General features: G+C 50.6%; 19 protein-coding genes, 3 tRNA genes and 1 pseudogene. 18 read left to right on the forward strand and 5 right to left on the reverse strand.

What is annotated here, in order from left to right; genetic code table 11:
• Positions 1 to 332 precede the first annotated feature (332 nt).
• The 5 genes and pseudogenes from U0026_RS09385 to sdiA all read left to right on the forward strand — a co-directional run.
• Positions 333 to 413: pseudogene (locus U0026_RS09385) on the forward strand (S24 family peptidase); the annotation flags it as partial.
• Between the two features lie 223 nt (positions 414 to 636).
• Positions 637 to 1,623: a D-cysteine desulfhydrase gene (gene dcyD, locus U0026_RS09390; RefSeq protein WP_062778563.1), complete on the forward strand. Its 987-nt coding sequence runs from the start codon at positions 637 to 639 to the stop codon at positions 1,621 to 1,623.
• A 13-nt stretch (positions 1,624 to 1,636) separates the two neighbouring features.
• Positions 1,637 to 2,305 carry a cystine ABC transporter permease gene (tcyL, locus tag U0026_RS09395; RefSeq protein WP_062778561.1) on the forward strand — a complete coding sequence of 223 codons (669 nt, stop codon included), beginning with the start codon at positions 1,637 to 1,639 and terminating at the stop codon, positions 2,303 to 2,305.
• Positions 2,302 to 3,054, forward strand: coding sequence for an L-cystine ABC transporter ATP-binding protein TcyN (gene tcyN / locus U0026_RS09400; RefSeq protein ID WP_062778559.1), 753 nt, complete (start codon positions 2,302 to 2,304; stop codon positions 3,052 to 3,054). Before tcyL ends, tcyN begins: the two co-directional genes overlap by 4 nt.
• Positions 3,055 to 3,373: 319 nt before the next feature.
• Positions 3,374 to 4,096, forward strand: a complete 723-nt coding sequence (sdiA, locus tag U0026_RS09405) for a transcriptional regulator SdiA (RefSeq protein WP_062778557.1) — start codon at positions 3,374 to 3,376, stop codon at positions 4,094 to 4,096.
• Positions 4,097 to 4,166: 70 nt separating this feature from the next.
• On the opposite strand, the gene U0026_RS09410 is transcribed toward sdiA, so the two are convergent.
• Complete coding sequence (locus U0026_RS09410) at positions 4,167 to 4,391, reverse strand: DUF2594 family protein (protein WP_052283513.1); 225 nt, start codon at positions 4,389 to 4,391, stop codon at positions 4,167 to 4,169.
• A 456-nt stretch (positions 4,392 to 4,847) separates the two neighbouring features.
• Here U0026_RS09410 and uvrY point away from each other — a divergent pair, with 456 nt between their 5' ends.
• The 6 genes from uvrY (at position 4,848) to U0026_RS09440 (ending at position 8,374) form a co-directional block, all read left to right on the forward strand.
• Positions 4,848 to 5,504: a UvrY/SirA/GacA family response regulator transcription factor gene (uvrY, locus tag U0026_RS09415; protein ID WP_062778555.1), complete on the forward strand. Its 657-nt coding sequence runs from the start codon at positions 4,848 to 4,850 to the stop codon at positions 5,502 to 5,504.
• Positions 5,501 to 7,333, forward strand: coding sequence for an excinuclease ABC subunit UvrC (uvrC, locus tag U0026_RS09420; protein ID WP_062778553.1), 1,833 nt, complete (start codon positions 5,501 to 5,503; stop codon positions 7,331 to 7,333). The genes uvrY and uvrC overlap by 4 nt, the downstream gene beginning before the upstream one ends.
• 55 nt (positions 7,334 to 7,388) lie before the next feature.
• The gene (gene pgsA, locus U0026_RS09425) at positions 7,389 to 7,937 is read left to right on the forward strand and encodes a CDP-diacylglycerol--glycerol-3-phosphate 3-phosphatidyltransferase (RefSeq protein ID WP_062778551.1); all 549 of its coding nucleotides are present in this window, start codon (positions 7,389 to 7,391) and stop codon (positions 7,935 to 7,937) included.
• Between the two features lie 151 nt (positions 7,938 to 8,088).
• A tRNA-Gly gene (locus U0026_RS09430) sits at positions 8,089 to 8,164 on the forward strand.
• Between the two features lie 39 nt (positions 8,165 to 8,203).
• Positions 8,204 to 8,277: transfer RNA gene (locus U0026_RS09435), tRNA-Cys, on the forward strand.
• A gap of 11 nt (positions 8,278 to 8,288) precedes the next feature.
• Positions 8,289 to 8,374: transfer RNA gene (locus tag U0026_RS09440), tRNA-Leu, on the forward strand.
• Positions 8,375 to 8,535: 161 nt separating this feature from the next.
• Here the strand turns inward: U0026_RS09440 and U0026_RS09445 are convergent.
• Positions 8,536 to 9,213: an HAD family hydrolase gene (locus tag U0026_RS09445; protein ID WP_062778549.1), complete on the reverse strand. Its 678-nt coding sequence runs from the start codon at positions 9,211 to 9,213 to the stop codon at positions 8,536 to 8,538.
• A 579-nt stretch (positions 9,214 to 9,792) separates the two neighbouring features.
• Here U0026_RS09445 and U0026_RS09450 point away from each other — a divergent pair.
• The 6 genes from U0026_RS09450 (at position 9,793) to U0026_RS09475 (ending at position 15,542) form a co-directional block, all read left to right on the forward strand.
• A complete protein-coding gene (locus U0026_RS09450) occupies positions 9,793 to 10,914 on the forward strand; it encodes a branched-chain amino acid ABC transporter substrate-binding protein (RefSeq protein ID WP_062778547.1) in 1,122 nt (373 codons plus the stop codon).
• A 66-nt stretch (positions 10,915 to 10,980) separates the two neighbouring features.
• Positions 10,981 to 11,895: an ABC transporter permease subunit gene (locus tag U0026_RS09455; protein WP_062778570.1), complete on the forward strand. Its 915-nt coding sequence runs from the start codon at positions 10,981 to 10,983 to the stop codon at positions 11,893 to 11,895.
• Between the two features lie 9 nt (positions 11,896 to 11,904).
• A complete protein-coding gene (gene livM / locus U0026_RS09460; RefSeq protein WP_062778545.1) occupies positions 11,905 to 13,194 on the forward strand; it encodes a high-affinity branched-chain amino acid ABC transporter permease LivM in 1,290 nt (429 codons plus the stop codon).
• The gene (locus tag U0026_RS09465; RefSeq protein ID WP_062778543.1) at positions 13,191 to 14,069 is read left to right on the forward strand and encodes an ABC transporter ATP-binding protein; all 879 of its coding nucleotides are present in this window, start codon (positions 13,191 to 13,193) and stop codon (positions 14,067 to 14,069) included. Before livM ends, U0026_RS09465 begins: the two co-directional genes overlap by 4 nt.
• Positions 14,066 to 14,782, forward strand: coding sequence for an ABC transporter ATP-binding protein (locus U0026_RS09470; RefSeq protein ID WP_062778541.1), 717 nt, complete (start codon positions 14,066 to 14,068; stop codon positions 14,780 to 14,782). Before U0026_RS09465 ends, U0026_RS09470 begins: the two co-directional genes overlap by 4 nt.
• A 94-nt stretch (positions 14,783 to 14,876) precedes the next feature.
• Complete coding sequence (locus U0026_RS09475) at positions 14,877 to 15,542, forward strand: YecA/YgfB family protein (protein ID WP_062778568.1); 666 nt, start codon at positions 14,877 to 14,879, stop codon at positions 15,540 to 15,542.
• Between the two features lie 163 nt (positions 15,543 to 15,705).
• Here the strand turns inward: U0026_RS09475 and tyrP are convergent, their stop codons facing one another.
• Positions 15,706 to 16,917: a tyrosine transporter TyrP gene (gene tyrP / locus U0026_RS09480; RefSeq protein WP_062778540.1), complete on the reverse strand. Its 1,212-nt coding sequence runs from the start codon at positions 16,915 to 16,917 to the stop codon at positions 15,706 to 15,708.
• 194 nt (positions 16,918 to 17,111) lie between these two features.
• Here tyrP and U0026_RS09485 point away from each other — a divergent pair, with 194 nt between their 5' ends.
• Positions 17,112 to 17,351: a YecH family metal-binding protein gene (locus U0026_RS09485; RefSeq protein WP_062778538.1), complete on the forward strand. Its 240-nt coding sequence runs from the start codon at positions 17,112 to 17,114 to the stop codon at positions 17,349 to 17,351.
• Positions 17,352 to 17,385: 34 nt separating this feature from the next.
• Here U0026_RS09485 and ftnA read toward each other — a convergent pair whose 3' ends face one another.
• Both ftnA and yecR read right to left on the reverse strand, forming a co-directional pair.
• Positions 17,386 to 17,883, reverse strand: a complete 498-nt coding sequence (gene ftnA / locus U0026_RS09490) for a non-heme ferritin (RefSeq protein WP_062778536.1) — start codon at positions 17,881 to 17,883, stop codon at positions 17,386 to 17,388.
• 188 nt (positions 17,884 to 18,071) lie between these two features.
• The gene (gene yecR / locus U0026_RS09495; RefSeq protein ID WP_062778566.1) at positions 18,072 to 18,407 is read right to left on the reverse strand and encodes a YecR family lipoprotein; all 336 of its coding nucleotides are present in this window, start codon (positions 18,405 to 18,407) and stop codon (positions 18,072 to 18,074) included.
• Between the last annotated feature and the right edge of the window lie 32 nt (positions 18,408 to 18,439).

The following is an 18,439-nucleotide window of genomic DNA, read 5'->3' on the forward strand; positions in this document are numbered from 1 at the left end:
TTTATGGGTTCTTCTGCATATCTTACCGGTCGGCATTGGTAGGGTGGTCAGTCTGCGTTACGGTAACCTTATAGGTGACTCCCTTGTAGTGGAGGCGAACGGAAGATTTGAAGAGAAAATCCTATCTGTACCAGCCGTTGTTCGCCACATTGTACAGAGGCGCAGGGACAAATATCCCCACGATGTTTACGTTTTTCAGAGTCACTCCAACCGGGTCAAATTTCAGCAAAGGCCAGTAACAGTTATTGCATTCAACCAGGCATTGAAGATTGCCTCCAAAGGAGTGACGGATAAGGTGGTGAGCAGCAAAAGTGCTCGATGGTAGTTCGCCATCAAGAGGTGTTTTCGGGGTGATCACTTACATTATCAATGATGCGCGTTCGGGAGAGTTCGACGACTGCCCGGTGATGTGATGGGGCATGTATGGGACAAATATGCTATTTTTGGGGCATTATGGGACACTATTGGGACGTTATAACACATATGAACTTTACCGATTTTCATATGGCATATACTTATAACACTATGAATAAACTAAAGAAAACTCATGCTCTTGGGCGCTCTTTAGTGATTTCTGAAAATAGGGCTACATTTTTCATTTAAGGCGCATAATAAAAACAAGACCAAGGAGATTTTATGTCACTGCAAAATTTAACCCGTTTTCCGCGTCTGGAATTTATTGGCGCGCCAACGCCGCTGGAGTATCTGCCGCGTTTTTCTGACTATATTGGCCGCGATATTTTTATCAAGCGTGATGACGTCACGCCGCTGGCGATGGGCGGCAACAAGCTGCGTAAGCTGGAATTTTTAGCGGCTGATGCGCTACGAGAAGGCGCTGATACGCTTATCACCGCAGGGGCCATTCAATCTAACCATGTGCGTCAGACGGCGGCCGTCGCGGCGAAGCTGGGTCTGCACTGTGTGGCACTGCTGGAAAACCCAATGGGGACGAAAGCGGAAAACTACCTCAGCAACGGTAACCGTCTGCTGCTGGATCTGTTTAATGTCCAGATTGAGATGTGCGATGCCTTAAACGATCCCAACGCGCAGCTGGCAGAACTGGCAACGCGGGTGGAAGCGCAGGGCTTTCGTCCTTATGTGATTCCGGTTGGCGGTTCGAATGCACTGGGTGCGTTGGGCTATGTTGAGAGCGCGCTGGAAATTGCTCAGCAGTGTGAAGGTGCAGTCACGCTTTCCTCCGTGGTGGTTGCATCCGGAAGTGCCGGAACGCATGCTGGGCTGGCGGTAGGGCTTGAGCAATTGATGCCTGAAGCCGAGCTGATTGGCGTGACCGTATCGCGTAGCGTGGCCGATCAATTACCTAAAGTGGTGACGCTGCAACAAGAGATTGCCCACAGTCTTGAACTGACTGCGAAAGCCGGGATTACGCTGTGGGACGACTATTTCGCCCCAGGATACGGCATTCCTAATGACGACGGGATGGAAGCGGTAAAATTGCTGGCTCGTCTGGAAGGGATCTTGCTTGATCCGGTCTATACCGGTAAAGCGATGGCGGGACTTATTGATGGTATCAGCCAGAAACGCTTTAAGGATGAAGGCCCCATTCTGTTTATCCATACCGGCGGCGCGCCTGCGCTGTTCGCTTATCATCCTCACATTTAAATAGAACGCGCTCATGCAAGAAAGTATTCAACTCGTTATCGATTCCGCACCATATCTGCTTAAAGGTGCTGTATTTACGCTCCAGCTCAGTATTGGCGGGATGTTCTTTGGCCTGATTCTGGGCTTTATACTCGCGCTGATGCGCCTGTCGACCATCGCGCCTGTGCGCTGGCTGGCACGTTGCTATATCTCAATCTTTCGCGGTACACCGCTGATTGCGCAGCTGTTTATGATCTATTACGGTCTGCCGCAGTTTGGCATCGAACTGGATCCCATTCCATCGGCGATGATTGGTCTGTCATTAAACACCGCGGCCTATGCGGCGGAAACGCTGCGTGCGGCGATCTCGTCGATTGATAAAGGGCAGTGGGAAGCCGCTGCCAGCATTGGCATGACGCCGTGGCAAACGCTCCGTCGGGCCATTTTGCCGCAAGCGGGAAGGGTGGCGTTGCCGCCACTGTCGAACAGTTTTATTAGTCTGGTGAAGGACACTTCGCTTGCGGCAACCATTCAGGTTCCTGAGCTGTTTCGTCAGGCGCAGCTTATCACCTCGCGTACGCTGGAGGTGTTCACCATGTACCTTGCCGCTTCGCTGATTTATTGGGTGATGGCAACGGTGCTGTCAGCGTTGCAGAACTATTTTGAAAACCAGCTTAACCGCCAGGAGCGAGACCCGAAATGAGTGCAATTGAAGTCAAAAACCTGGTGAAGAAATTTCATGGACAGACGGTACTGCACGGTATCGATTTGGAGGTGGACGAAGGTGAAGTGGTGGCGATAATTGGGCCAAGCGGCTCAGGTAAAACCACGCTGCTGCGCAGTATCAATCTGTTGGAACAGCCGGAAAGCGGCACCATACGAGTTGGGGATATCACCATTGACGCGGCGCGTCCAATCAGCCAGCAAAAGGGGCTTATCCGCCGTCTTCGTCAGCACGTTGGCTTTGTCTTTCAAAGCTTCAATCTGTTTCCCCACCGTACGGTGATGGAAAACATTATTGAAGGTCCGGTGATTGTGAAAGGGGAAGATAAACCCGGCGCGATTGCGCGGGCGCGGGAGTTACTTGCCAAGGTTGGATTAACGGGTAAAGAGGAAAGCTTTCCTCGCCGCTTGTCCGGCGGTCAGCAGCAACGCGTGGCGATTGCTCGTGCACTCGCGATGCGCCCGGATGTTATCTTGTTTGATGAACCGACATCAGCTCTCGATCCTGAACTGGTGGGTGAAGTGCTGAATACGATTCGCGCGCTGGCGGAAGAAAAACGCACGATGGTGATTGTGACTCATGAAATGAGTTTCGCGCGCGATGTTGCGGACCGGGCAATTTTTATGGATCAGGGACGTATTGTGGAGCAGGGTGATGCAAAAGCGTTGTTTGCTAATCCACAGCAAGCGCGTACACGGCAGTTCCTCGAAAAATTCCTCATGCAATAGCACAAAGCTCTGCTCCTGTGGGTGCAACAGGAGCAGAGGCTAATGACTTATTTCACGCCGTAAATGATGACATGGCGTGAAGACGGTGCTTTAGATAAAAAGTTTTACTTAAGGATGCCTTATTAATAGGTAGGTTTAATGTCGTCTGCAGAAAGTAAAATACGGTTGAAGACCGGTGTGTAGGGCCTTTAGTTACCAAAACAGAGCAAATGGGAATTATTTTTATGAAGAGTGATATTTTATACATATAAATAAGATTTATGTGTTAGTTTTCTGTATTCATAAAAATAATTGTTAATCAGGGGGTTTCTCGTTTGTGATGAGAGACGATGATTTTTTCAGTTGGCGGCGGGAAATGCTGCATCTTTTTCAAGCAGCCTCGGAAAGCGAACAGATTTACAGGCTACTGCAGCAGCAAACAGAAAATCTGCAATATGATTTCTTCGCTTTGTGCGTCCGTCATCCAGTGCCTTTCACACGTCCTAAAATCTCGGCGTATAGCACCTACCCGGAAGCCTGGATGTCGCAGTATAAGTCAGCAAACTTTATGGCTATCGATCCCGTACTTAAACCCGATAATTTTTCACTGGGCTTTTTACGCTGGGATGATGAACTGTTTCGTGATGCGCCGGAACTGTGGGATGCCGCCCGCGACCACGGTCTGCAAACCGGTGCGACTCAGTGTTTGATGTTGGCAAATCATGCTCATGGTTTCCTGTCAATTTCGCGTATGCGCACGACACATAATCCGCACGCGGAGGATGTCATTGCATTACGTTTACAGGTTCTGTTAGAGGGAAGTCTGCTGGCGTTATTACGTCTGGAAGATGAGATGGTGATGCCGCGGGAAATGAAATTCAGCAAACGGGAATTAGAGATCCTGAAATGGACTGCGGAAGGAAAAACATCAGCAGAAATTTCAATAATTCTGTCTATTTCCGAAAATACGGTGAATTTCCATCAGAAAAACATGCAGAAGAAATTCGATGCGCCCAATAAAACGCAGATAGCCTGCTATGCGGCGGCGATTGGTGTGATCTGATCTGTATTGATGTTCTGCGTGCCAGACCGCAAATCGGCTGTCAGCAACGATGCTGACAGCCGATTTATTATTACTGGCGGTAAGCTTGTTTAATTTGCTTAACGGTGCTGGAAAATACGGCAGCCTGAGCGTCATCTTCTAACTGCGCAATTTGCTTTTCCATCTTAATAATCACACGACCTGCGTCTGCCTGGCCCATGGCTTGCAGCATCAGGGTCAGCAGTGACTTCAGGCAGGAGACTTCCTGTGCCAGGTTTTGATTATTTTCAGCGGTGGAAAAATCAGGTGTGCTCATTTATAGCCTCGTACGATTTCTGCGCAATATGCGCAATGCGGATTGTGAAAGCGGCGCAGTATACCACAAGGTGGGGGAAAAAAAGGAGTGCCTGTTTTTTGCGCGCTACCCGCCTTGCTATTCGTTATTATTTAACGATGCAAACACAGAGAGTTAGCCGCGAAATGTTTAATTACGGTTCTTACTGCGTTAATTATTGTTACATATTCTAAGTCCTATTTATCAAATATACGACATAGGGCGTGTATAACCAGATTATGTCCGTATACGGACTAATCCTTATCTTATGCATCCTACTGTTTTTTAGTGATTTCCAGTAGTTGTACACCTTTATTTCCAAAAACGAGATCGAAATCGAGGCTCTGGCATTTTTAGACTTTCACAGTTGATATAAAACCCGGTAGTATGGGGAAATTAAGATGTAGTAGCGTTATCCCTATTCTGGAGATTATTCCTTTGATCAACGTTCTTCTTGTTGATGACCATGAACTGGTGCGCGCAGGGATACGACGCATTCTCGAAGATATAAAAGGTATTAGAGTCACAGGCGAAGCTAACTGTGGAGAAGATGCGGTAAAATGGTGCCGTGCTAACCCGGTTGATGTTGTGCTCATGGATATGAACATGCCTGGAATCGGTGGTCTCGAAGCAACACGTAAAATTGCGCGTTCAGCGGTTGATACCAAAGTCATCATGTTAACCGTGCATACGGAAAACCCACTTCCAGCAAAAGTGATGCAAGCTGGCGCTGCGGGTTATCTGAGCAAAGGCGCTGCGCCACAAGAGGTTGTAAACGCCATTCGCTCAGTATTCTCCGGTCAGCGCTATATTGCTTCAGATATTGCTCAACAGATGGCGCTGAGCCAGATTGAACCGGAAAAGACAGAATCCCCATTCTCCAGTTTGTCTGAACGTGAATTGCAGATTATGCTGATGATCACTAAAGGTCAGAAGGTGAATGAGATTTCAGAACAGTTGAGTCTGAGTCCTAAGACGGTGAACAGTTACCGCTATCGTATGTTCAGCAAACTGAATATACACGGTGATGTTGAACTGACTCACCTGGCAATTCGCCATGGCCTGTGCAATGCGGAGTCGTTAGCAAGTCAGTGAGTGATGTTTTTGATTCGAAAGCCTTTCTGAACACTGTAACCAGCCAGCCCGGCGTTTATCGTATGTATGACGCCGGCGGTACGGTTATTTATGTTGGCAAAGCTAAAGACCTGAAGAAACGCCTTTCCAGCTATTTTCGCGCTAATGTTGCTTCCCGCAAAACGGAAGCGCTTGTCGCGCAAATCGCGCAGATTGATGTCACCGTTACCCATACCGAAACCGAAGCGCTGCTGCTTGAGCACAATTATATCAAGCTGTATCAGCCGCGTTACAACGTGCTGTTGCGTGATGATAAATCGTATCCGTTTATTTTCCTGAGCTCCGATACCCATCCTCGTTTGGCCACCCATCGCGGGGCCAAGCATGCAAAGGGGGAGTATTTCGGGCCCTTCCCAAACGGTTATGCGGTGCGGGAAACGTTGGCACTACTGCAAAAGATTTTCCCCATTCGCCAGTGCGAGAATAGCGTTTATCGCAACCGTTCTCGGCCTTGCCTGCAATATCAAATAGGTCGCTGCCTGGGGCCGTGCGTCTCCGGGCTGGTTAGTGACGACGAATATGCCCAGCAGGTTGAGTACGTACGATTGTTCTTGTCTGGAAAAGACGACCAGGTGTTGACGCAGCTTATCGCCCGGATGGAAAAAGCCAGCCAGTCGTTAGCCTTTGAGGAGGCAGCGCGTATTCGCGATCAGATCCAGGCCGTACGCCGTGTGACTGAAAAGCAGTTCGTTTCCAATAACGGCGACGATCTTGATGTTATCGGCGTGGCGTTTGAAGCGGGTATGGCCTGTGTTCACGTCTTGTTTATCCGACAAGGTAAGGTGCTGGGTAGCCGTAGCTACTTCCCTAAGGTGCCGATCGATACGGAACTGGGTGAGGTTGTTGAGACATTTGTGGGGCAGTTCTATTTTCAGGGCAGCCAGATGCGCACGTTGCCAGGGGAGATCCTGCTCGACTTTACGTTAAGTGATAAAACGCTGCTCGCCGACTCTTTATCAGAGATGGCGGGCCGACGTGTTCAGGTTCAGACCCGGCCGCGTGGCGATCGTGCGCGTTATCTGAAACTGGCGCGAACCAATGCGGTGACGGCGTTATCGACCAAACTTTCGCAGCAATCCACCGTTCACCAGCGTTTACGAGCATTGGCCGATGAATTGAAATTACCGGCCATCAAAAGGATGGAGTGCTTCGATATAAGCCATACAATGGGCGAGCAGACCGTCGCATCATGCGTGGTGTTTGATGCCAATGGCCCATTACGTGCCGAATATCGCCGCTACAATATTACTGGCATCACACCCGGTGATGATTACGCTGCGATGAACCAGGTTTTACGCCGACGCTATGGTAAGGCTATCGACGAAAGTAAAATCCCGGATGTGATTTTAATCGATGGCGGAAAAGGGCAGTTAGGACAGGCGAAGACCGTGTTTGCTGAACTTAACGTGCCCTGGGATAAACATCATCCGCTGTTATTGGGTGTCGCAAAAGGCACCGATCGTAAAGCGGGGCTTGAAACGTTGTTCTTTGAGCCGGAAGGTGAGGGCTTTAGCCTGCCGCCAGATTCGCCAGCGCTGCACGTTATTCAGCATATTCGCGACGAATCGCACGATCATGCCATCTCCGGGCATCGTAAGAAACGGGCGAAAGTGAAAAGTACCAGTACGCTTGAGACAATCGAAGGGGTTGGGCCAAAGCGGCGTCAGATGCTGCTTAAGTACATGGGTGGACTGCAAGGATTGCAGCAGGCGACCATCGATGATATCGCTAAAGTACCCGGAATATCGCAGGGTTTAGCAGAAAAGATCTTCTACTCGTTGAAACATTAGGGGCTCTGTAGCAACATAGGGCTAATATTTACTAACAACAGATAGTTACCACGCCATGCAATATAATATCCCTACATTGCTTACGCTTTTCCGCGTCATCCTGATTCCGTTTTTCGTGCTGGCGTTCTACCTTCCCGTTGTCTGGGCGTCGTTTGCCTGCGCGCTGATTTTCTTTATTGCCGCCATAACCGACTGGTTTGACGGTTATCTGGCCCGTCGCTGGAACCAAAGTACCCGTTTTGGGGCGTTCCTTGATCCGGTTGCCGATAAAGTCATGGTGGCCATTGCGATGGTACTGGTGGCTGAACACTATCATACCTGGTGGGTCACGTTGCCCGCCGCCACGATGATCGCACGTGAGATCATCATCTCCGCACTGCGTGAGTGGATGGCTGAACTGGGTAAGCGCAGCAGCGTTGCCGTGTCGTGGATTGGCAAAGTGAAAACGACCGCGCAGATGACCGCGCTGGTGTGGATGCTGTGGCGCCCTAATATGTGGGTGGAGTGGGCCGGTATTGCTCTGTTCCTCGTCGCAGCGGTGCTGACGCTGTGGTCAATGCTGCAATATTTGAATGCGGCACGTGGCGATTTGCTTCAAGAGTGATCGTTTCGGCGTTATTTTCAGCAAACGATACCAAGTTGCGAAAAATACCGTTGACTCACCGCGTCAGATAAGTAGAATGCAACGCATCGAACGGCAGCACTGGTTGCCAGACGATAGCAAAATCAAGTGGTTATCAAATCAACTTGATAATGCGGGAATAGCTCAGTTGGTAGAGCACGACCTTGCCAAGGTCGGGGTCGCGAGTTCGAGTCTCGTTTCCCGCTCCAAATTAAAACATCGGCAGTTGCGGGTGTTAAAGATTTAAAGGCGCGTTAGCAAAGCGGTTATGTAGCGGATTGCAAATCCGTCTAGTCCGGTTCGACTCCGGAACGCGCCTCCAATTTTCCCTGAGCCCGGATGGTGGAATCGGTAGACACAAGGGATTTAAAATCCCTCGGCCATAGGCTGTACGAGTTCAAGTCTCGTTCCGGGTACCATGGGAAATAAACAGAATAATCAAAGCAATAAGCAGTGTCGTGAGACCACCTACGGGTGGTTTTTTTGTGTCTGAAAATCACGTTCCGAAGATGGTTTTCTCAGAACGCATAAAATTCACGTATCCTGACTTTCTATAAAGAACGCCCCTAAGGGCGTGCCCTCAGGTCAAATCCTTCATAAACTCATTACGAAACTGCGTAATAGGATTCTTTTTACGTGCCCATTCCGGATGGAAATGGCGCCAGTGCGCATCGCTCGCGGTAGCCAGCATCTCATAATCTCCCCGCGTGTCGCCCCAGGCGCGAATATGATACTGCCCGAGTGGGCCATAAACCTCTTCCAGTCGCTTAATTTTCTGAATACAGCGGCAGTTATGACCAATAATACGTCCGGTTAGCACGCCATCTTTGCTTTCAAGCTGGGTGCCAATCAATTTCACTCCCAGTCTTTGAGCAAAAGGGGCAAGTACCAGCATCGGAGAAGCAGAACATAAGGTGACCTCAGCTGCGGAGGATAATTCTGCCGCAACCGCCAGCAGACCGGCGGGGCGCATCAACTTGTTCCAGTACTTTTGACAATAAGCTTCTGCACGCGCTTGTAGCCATTTTTCTTCGGTCCCAGCAAGGAAGGTAGTGATTAAAACTTCCTTTAATTCGTCGCGGGTTAACTTACGACGAAAGCACTGCAGGGAGGGAATGGCGAGTCGCAGCATTTTCTGACTGAACCGGCGGCGGCCAAACGCAAATCTTAAAAAGGGAATGAAACTATCGTGGCGGGTTAATGTACCGTCAAAGTCAAAAACAGAAAGGATCTTTTTATCCTGGTCACTACCCGTCATAACATGTCTCTCGCCAGCGTCATTAAAACCGTACTTTAACATTAGTGAGGGGGCTGGGGTATCTTTGAAAGCCTTTCGTCCGGTCTCGTTGCACGCAATTAATCCTGCAATGCACCATCAGCTACCATAACCGCCACAATTTACTGCAAAAATGCGCAAAGCGTGACTATTGCATTATTTATGTACTTTATTGTTAACCAGATGTGATCCCCTCCGTAATTTCACTTCATGGTGCCGGAAGCCTGAAAACGGCGCTCTATACTCAAAATTGTCGAAATCTGAGCAAGGTTGCGCAAAGTTGGCAACCATTTTGCTTAATGATTTGGCCTGAAAAGCGTAAGGAAACCTCGCCGTTATCAGCAGGATATTGTCAGGGTGTCGTTTGTTTGGTGAACGTGGCAGTCGTTCGGCTTCACACCGCTTTACACTTCGCCCTTCAAGTTGCCTCGGCGTTGGCTGCGCTCACTCACCCCAGTCACGTACTTATATACGCTCCTGGGGGGTCGCTCCCTTGCCGCCTTGATCCAACTCGAATGACTTTGTGTATATGCATAAACCTCTTTGCTAAGGTAGATAATAATGTCGCTGAAATTGATTAGAAGTCCGCTTTCTCTTGTGTTGGCAGGTTGTCTGGTGACGGCGTTCTCCGCCCAGGCGGATATCGTTATTGGTGTTGCCGGACCTTTTACCGGGCCTAATGCAACCTATGGCGATCAGTACTGGCATGGGGCGACTCAGGCTGCTGAAGATATTAATGCCGCTGGGGGGATAAACGGCGAAAAAATTAAATTAGTGCAGGGCGACGATGCCTGTGAACCGAAACAGGCCGTGTCGGTGGCTAACCGCTTGGTCGACCAGGATAAAGTCCAGGCCGTTGTCGGTCACTTCTGCTCCTCCTCAACGATGCCAGCGTCAGAAGTTTATAACGACGCCGGGATCCTCGCGATTACCCCAGGCTCAACGAACCCGCTGATTACCGAACGTGGTATGAACGATATGTTCCGCATGTGCGGGCGTGATGACCAGCAGGGCGGTGTTGCCAGTGATTTCATCATCGATAAGCTAAAAGCTAAGCGGGTGGTGATCATTCACGATAAAGATACTTACGGCCAGGGATTAGCAGATGCTACCCGCGCGGCGCTAGCCAAGCGTGGGGTCAAAGATGTGATGTATGAAGGGCTGTCGCGTGGTGAGAAAGACTTTAACGCACTGGTGACCAAAATTGGTGCACAGAAACCGGATGTGGTGTTCTTCGGTGGCTGCCACCCGGAAGCCGGCCCACTGGTGCGTCAAATGCGTGAACAGGGCGTACAGGCCAAATTCTTCTCTGGCGACTGTATCGTTAATGAAGAAATGGTGACGGCAGCCGGTGGCCCGCAGTATACCAACGGTATCTACATGACATTTGGTAAGGACCCGCGTTTGATTGCCGATGGTAAGTCTGTTATCGACAAGTTCCGTACCAACAAGTTTGAGCCGGAAGGCTACACCCTCTACTCCTACGCCTCTATTCAGGCCATAGCGGCAGCGTTTAAAGCCACGGGCGGCACAGACTCGGCCAAAGCCAGCGCCTGGCTGAAAGCCAATCCGGTTGAAACGGTGATGGGCAAAAAAGCCTGGGACAGCAAAGGCGATTTGAAAGTGTCGGACTACGTTGTTTATCAGTGGGATGACAAAGGCAAATACAAAGAAGTCGAGTAATGCTCAGCGCCGGTGTGGTGACGCACCGGCGCTAAATAAAATAGCTTGTAACAAGAGCGCGCGATGATGGAAACATTCTTTCTGCAACAGTTAGTCAACGGCTTGACGCTGGGTTCTGTCTACGGATTGATAGCCATTGGTTACACCATGGTGTACGGCATTATTGGTATGATTAACTTCGCTCATGGCGAAGTGTATATGATCTCCGCTTACCTCTGCGCCATCGGCCTGGCGCTCCTTTCCTTCTTTGGCCTGCACTCATTTCCCCTGCTGATCCTTGGCACCCTCGTCTTCACCATTGTGGTCACCGGCGTTTATGGCTGGACGATTGAACGCATCGCCTATAAGCCGCTGCGCAACTCAACGCGCCTGGCTCCGCTTATCTCCGCCATCGGCATGTCATTGATCTTGCAGAACTACGCGCAAATCAGTCAGGGGCCTCGCCAGCAGGGGGTTCCGACGATGCTTGATGGCGTACTGCGCCTGCATATTGGCGAGGGGTTTGTGCAGATTACGTATACCAAAATCTTTATCCTGCTGGCCTCGTTTGCTGGGATGCTACTGCTGACCTGGATAATTGGTCACACGCGCCTGGGGCGGATGTGTCGTGCGGTGCAACAGGATCGAAAAATGGCGTCAATTCTGGGGATCAATACTGACCGGGTTATCTCGCTGGTGTTTATGATCGGTGCGGCGATGGCCGGTTTAGCAGGCGTTTTGATTACCATGAATTACGGGACTTTTGATTTCTACGCCGGGTTTATTATCGGGATTAAAGCCTTTACCGCGGCGGTACTCGGCGGGATCGGCTCGCTGCCGGGGGCCATGCTTGGTGGCCTGCTTTTGGGTATTGCGGAAGCACAGTTTTCCGGAATGGTGAATTCCGACTATAAAGATGTGTTCTCTTTTGGGCTGCTGGTGGTGATCCTGATTTTCCGTCCACAAGGGCTGCTGGGCCGCCCGATAGTCGCCAAAGTGTAGGAGCTGAACATGACACACATAACGGCTTCACACGACGGTTTTTCGCTCAAACGCTGTATTCTTGACACCATCTTCTCAGGACTCGTGGCACTCATTCTCTTTGGTCCAATTGTAGGCGTGGTGTTGGATGGTTACAGCTTCAACTTCGAAGGCCAGCGCCTGGTATGGATTATTGCTGCAGTGATGGTGGGGCGATTTATCCTGAGCGCCTTCCTGATGACCTCTGCCGGTCGGCGCATTGCCGCACGTTTTGAGGGCGATAGTGCCGGGGTCTACGTGCGCCCCGTGGGCTATAAAAGCCGGATGCGCTGGATAATTCCGCTGGCGCTGGCCTTGGCAATCTGCTTCCCCTTTGTGGCAACCAAATATGTGCTCACGGTGGCTATTCTCGGGCTTATCTATGTGCTACTGGGGCTTGGGCTCAATATCGTGGTTGGCCTTGCTGGATTACTGGATCTTGGCTACGTTGCGTTCTATGCCATTGGTGCCTATGGTCTGGCGCTGGGGTATCAATATCTGGGGCTAGGCTTCTGGTCAATGCTGCCGCTGGCGGCACTGATGGCCGCCGCCGCAGGGGCGTTGCTCGGTTTTCCGGTGTTGCGGATGCATGGCGATTATCTGGCTATCGTCACGCTCGGGTTCGGTGAAATCATCCGTCTGGTTCTCAATAACTGGCTGAGCTTCACCGGCGGCCCGAACGGTATTTCTGCACCGCCACCGACCTTCTTTGGCCTTGAGTTCGGCAGGCGTGCCAAAGACGGGGGAGTACCGTTCCACGAATTTTTCCACCTGACCTATAACCCCAACTTGAAATTTATCTTTATTTACGCGGTGCTGGTCTTAGTCGTGCTGTTGGTGTTGTACATCAAACATCGGCTGACGCGAATGCCGATTGGACGCGCGTGGGAGGCGCTGCGTGAAGATGAGATTGCCTGTCGCTCGATGGGGCTTAACCATGTACTGGTCAAGTTGTCGGCCTTTACGCTGGGGGCTTCGACGGCGGGGATTGCCGGGGTCTTCTTCGCGACCTATCAGGGATTTGTTAACCCGACATCATTCACTTTCTTTGAATCGGCGTTGATCCTCGCCATCGTGGTGTTGGGCGGCATGGGCTCAACCGTCGGGGTGGTGCTGGCGGCGTTTGTACTCACCGTGACACCTGAACTGCTCAGAAGCTTTGCGGAGTATCGCGTATTGCTGTTTGGTGTACTGATGGTGGTGATGATGATTTGGCGGCCGCGCGGTTTGATTCGGATCAACCGCAGCGCGTTCGCCGAGCGTAAAGGGGTTGCGCCATGAGCCGGGATGTCATTTTAAGCGTTGAGCATCTGATGATGCATTTTGGTGGCATTAAAGCGTTAAACGACGTCAATCTGGAGGTTGAACGTGGTTCCATTACCGCACTCATTGGGCCTAATGGCGCCGGGAAAACGACGGTATTCAACTGTCTGACCGGTTTCTATAAAGCCTCCGGTGGACATATCTTTTTTAATGCGCGCGGCAAATCTACCAATGTCATTCAGATCCTTGGGCAAAAATTTCAGCCCGGTGATTGGTTGAATCCGGCGCAGTTGGGCTCACGTATTTTCTACAAAATGTTTGGTGGTACTCATTTAGTCAACCGGGCGGGGCTTGCCCGAACCTTTCAGAATATCCGCTTATTCCGGGAAATGTCGGTGGTGGAAAATCTGCTGGTTGCCCAACATATGCAGGTTAACCGCAATCTGATTGCAGGTGTGTTGAATACTCCTGCCTATCGACGGGCAGAAAGTGACGCATTGGATCGCGCATTTTATTGGCTGGAAGTGGTGGGGCTGGTGGAGTGCGCTAACCGATTGGCAGGGGAAATGTCCTACGGTCAGCAGCGTCGGCTGGAGATTGCACGTGCCATGTGTACCGGGCCTGAGATCCTCTGTCTCGACGAACCCGCCGCTGGGCTTAATCCGGTGGAGACTCAGGCATTGAGCAAAATTATCCGTTTTCTACGTGAACATCATGCGATAACCGTTTTGCTCATTGAGCATGACATGGGAATGGTGATGGAGATTTCCGACGATATTATCGTGCTCGATCACGGTGACGTTATCGCGCAGGGTAAAGCGGAACAGATTCAGCACGATGAAAAGGTGATTGCCGCCTATTTGGGGACTAGCGAAGATGAGGTCAGCCTATGAGTGAACCGATACTGGAATTCCGGGAGGTTGACGTTTATTACGGCGTGATTCAGGGGCTAAAACAGGTCTCTTTACAGGTGAATACAGGAGAAACCGTGTCGCTAATCGGTGCTAACGGCGCCGGAAAATCGACCCTGTTAATGTCGATTTTCGGACAGCCGCGGGTGCGAAGCGGTCAGATCCTGTTTGCTGGCGGGGATATCAGCCATACATCAACGCATTTTGTCGCCTCCGCCGGTATCGCCCAGGCACCGGAGGGAAGGCGCATCTTCCCCGACATGACCGTTGAAGAAAACCTGCTGATGGGCACGATTCCCATTGGTAATCGATACGCTGTGGAGGATCTACAAAGTATGTTTGATCTCTTCCCGCGTTTGAAAGAACGTCGCAAACAGCGGGCGATGACGATGTCTGGCGGTGAACAACAGATGCTGGCGATAGCGCGTGCATTGATGAGTCGACCTAAACTCCTGTTGCTTGATGAACCCAGTCTGGGGCTGGCACCCATAGTGGTAAAGCAGATCTTCCAGACTTTGCGTGAGCTAGCACGTAACGGCATGACTATCTTCCTGGTTGAACAAAATGCCCATCATGCGCTTAAACTCTCGGACAGGGGATACGTCATGGTAAACGGACAGATACGTCTTAGCGGCAGCGGCGAGGAGCTGTTGGGCAATGAAGATGTACGTAAGGCTTATCTGGGGGGCGTTTAGCACGATAGGGCAATGATGCTGGAGTTCAGTGGCAAACTCCTGCATCATTGCCGCCTTGATTCTGATAGACCCACCAACAACGGTAGAGAAAAGTATGAAAACGGGACCATTAACCGAAAGCGAACTGGAATGGCTGGACGAGATTATTGCTAAGTATGCCACCGATGCGTCAATTATCGACGTTTCTGAGCTTGACGGTATGCTGACAGCAATCCTTTCATCACCGCTGGAAATTGAACCCGCCGAGTGGATGTACGCCGTTTGGGGTGGGGCCGATAATGTGCCGCGTTGGGCGAGCGATCGCGAACGCGACCGTTTTGTGAACCTGACCTTACAGCACATGAGCGATGTGTCTGACCGCCTCAATGATTACCCTGATCAGTTCGAACCGCTATTTGGTACCCGCGAAGAAGAAGATCAGGAGCTGACCATCGTTGAGGAGTGGTGCTACGGCTACCTGCGCGGTGTTGCAATGAGCGACTGGAGCGGGCTACCAGCGGAATTGCAGGCTGAGCTTGATAACATTGCCCTGCACGGCGACGAAGAGAAAACCACCGAGCTGGGTAAATTCACCGCTGAAGAGTATGTCGCGAGTATCGACAGCATCCGCCCTGCGGCGCTGGCTTTATATGACTACTGGATGGATAACCCAAAAGAAGCACCGGTAAAACAGCCGATTGTTAATGCCCCTAAAATTGGCCGTAACGATCCATGCCCATGCGGCAGCGGCAAAAAATATAAGCAGTGCTGCGGTAAATAATCACCCATCCACGTAGCCCGGGCAAGCAACATGCGACCCCGGGATTTGCTCGATACAGGATTTTGCGATACTCCCGGCGGCGCTGCGCTTGGCCGGGCTACAGATCTGTGCAAGTTAGCAGGAAATAATCATCTCTCCAACGTAGCCGGGGCGAGCAGAATGCTTATCCAACCGACGGCAATAATCCCGTAGCAATCCCCGCCTGAATCAGTATCACCGCAATTCCGCAAGCAAAGACCAGCCACAGCATCGGCGTTCCGCCAGCCACCCGATAACCACCTTCAGGGTGATGTTTACGGCTTTGCAGCGTCAGCATTGAGGGAATAATCAGTGCCAGAACCGCCAGCGCGACACCAGCATAGCCCAGCGCCATCACAAATCCGCGCGGATAGAAGAGCGCAAAAGCCAGCGGCGGCAGGAAGGTAATCGCGCCGGTTTGTAGACGACCCCGGACGCTGTTTTGGCGTTGGAACAGATCGGCCAGGTAATCAAACAACCCTAATGCCACGCCGAGGAATGAGGTGGCAAGCGCCAGGTCAGCAAACAGATGCACCGCGAGCTCAACGTGTGGAGAGGCCACGACTTCGCGGATAGCCATCAGCAGGCCGTTCAATCCGCTGTGTTCTGCCATCAGTGCGCTAAATACCGGAGAGTCGATGCTACCCAGAGTGGCGAGCTGCCAGAACAGATAAGCCACCAATGGAATGGCGCTGCCGATAATAAATATCTGGCGAAGCTTGCGGATATCGCCGCTCATATAGCTGACAATACTCGGTACGCTGCCGTGGAAACCAAATGAGGTAAAGATGACCGGGATTGCGGAAAGCGCCAGGCCTTGTTCCAGCGGTAGCGTTAGCAAATTAATTTTATGAATATGCGGCAATAACAGGATCAGCATCACCACGAGGAAAATAATTTTAGCGCTGAACAAGAAGCGGTTAAAGAGATCGACCAGTGAAGTGCCGATGCAAATAACCAGGCCGCCAATTGCGGTAAACAGCAGTACGCCAAGAGAAGGGGGCATATCGATACTGAACCATTGGCTCAGGCTTGAGGCCAGCAATTCGCCTGCGCCACTGATGTAGGCCGCCGTTAGCGCGTACATCAGGAACATCATGCTAAATCCGGTGATCCATTGCCCGTAACGGCCGAGGTAGCGCAGCGCCAGTGACCCCAACCCGGTATCGGCGGGCACGTGCTGATACACTTCCAGCAGCAGCAAGGCGGTATAGCACATCAGCGCCCACAGGCTGACCAGTAGCACTACCGTCACGCCAAAGCCCACGCCCGCAGAGGCTAGCGGCATCGCCAACATTCCTGCGCCGATGGTGGTGCCAGCCACGATTAAAATACTCCCCAGGGTACGGTTTCTCACGCTTTCCTCTACTTCTGAATGCAATCACAACGAAAGATGTCGCGCAGAGTATGTGAAACCGACGATTTCGTCAAATCTGAATTACAGTGGGTGTACTGTTTTATTTACACAATGTTGGGTGAGAGAAAACTGCGTTAGCGCAAAACATGCAATACAAATACCGTTTATCGTAGCGCTTTATTTGAGGAGGATTAATGGACTCTATTCACGGTCATGAAGTTTTAAATATGATGCTGGAATCAGGCGAACAATACAGCATTGAAAGTCTGGAAAAGGCTATTCAGACACGTTTTGGCGAGCAGGCTCGTTTTCATACTTGTTCAGCTGAAAATATGAGTGCGGCAGAGTTAGTGGCGTTCTTGCATAAAAAAGGAAAGTTTATTCCTACGGAGTCAGGTTTTAATACGGCTGAAAGTAAAATTTGCCGTCATTAATCGGCAGCGGCGTGGATACGCCGCTGCTCGAAAATTAATTTTGGGTATCGAGTGTTGCCAGCTCTTTATCAATAAAGTACAACCCTTCACCGCTTTTACCTGCCAGCGTCAGCTTATCAATCACTGATTTAAACAGTTTCTCTTCTTCATGCTGCTCAGAAACATACCATTGCAGGAAATTAAAGGTTGGATAATCCTGGTTGGTCATCGCGGCGTGCGCCAGCTCATTGATTTTGCTTGTAATGAGTTGCTCATGTTCATAGGTTACGCGGAACAGCTCATCCAGTGATGCATATTCAGCTACCGGCGTTGGCACGGTATTGATGCGCGGCAGGCTGCCTGTATCGGTGAGATAATCGAACAGACGTTGCATGTGGGTCATCTCTTCCTGGGCGTGACGGCGTAAGAATGCGGCGGCCCCTTCAAAACTGTTGAAGCTGCACCAGGCGCTCATCTGTTGATACAGTAAAGAAGAATAGAGCTCGAGATTCATCTGCTCGTTTAATTTCTCGATCATTGGCGCTTTAAGCATGGTTTCGCTCCAGAAAAATACGTTACAAGTTAATTACAGCGAAACTATAAGTTGTTATTAAGTTATTTGCAAAAGGTAAATATAAAATCATTTATTTAATAATGAGAATGGGAATAAAACGCATTGGCATAAATAATATGATGGAAATATGTGAATAATAAATTACGCCGGCAAACCGGCGTGATGGATTAATAATATGCGGTGCTAACCGGAGTATTGGCAATACCACGGCACTGGTACTGAAGGGTGACCTGTTGATTGAGACACAGCGAGCCGCTAGTGGTGGTACAGGTTGTTATGGGCTGCCCAAAAGAAAATGCGTTCGCGTAGCCCATTTGCTGACACGCTTTGTTGGCCTCGGACTGGGCAAGATAGTCATCGGTTTTGGCATTCTGCAAAATGGCCTGACCATAGGTTAATCGCACGATGCCGCTGGTGCTATCCACTCCGCTTACGCTCGCCGCACGGGGAACTGAACACGCGGAAAGTGTCAGGAGGACGGGGATAAGAATGAGGCTTTTCATCAATTCGCTCTGTGCAATCTGTCGTAACCTCA

The organism is Kluyvera intermedia (genome assembly GCF_034424175.1).
In the GTDB taxonomy this organism is placed as follows: domain Bacteria; phylum Pseudomonadota; class Gammaproteobacteria; order Enterobacterales; family Enterobacteriaceae; genus Kluyvera; species Kluyvera intermedia.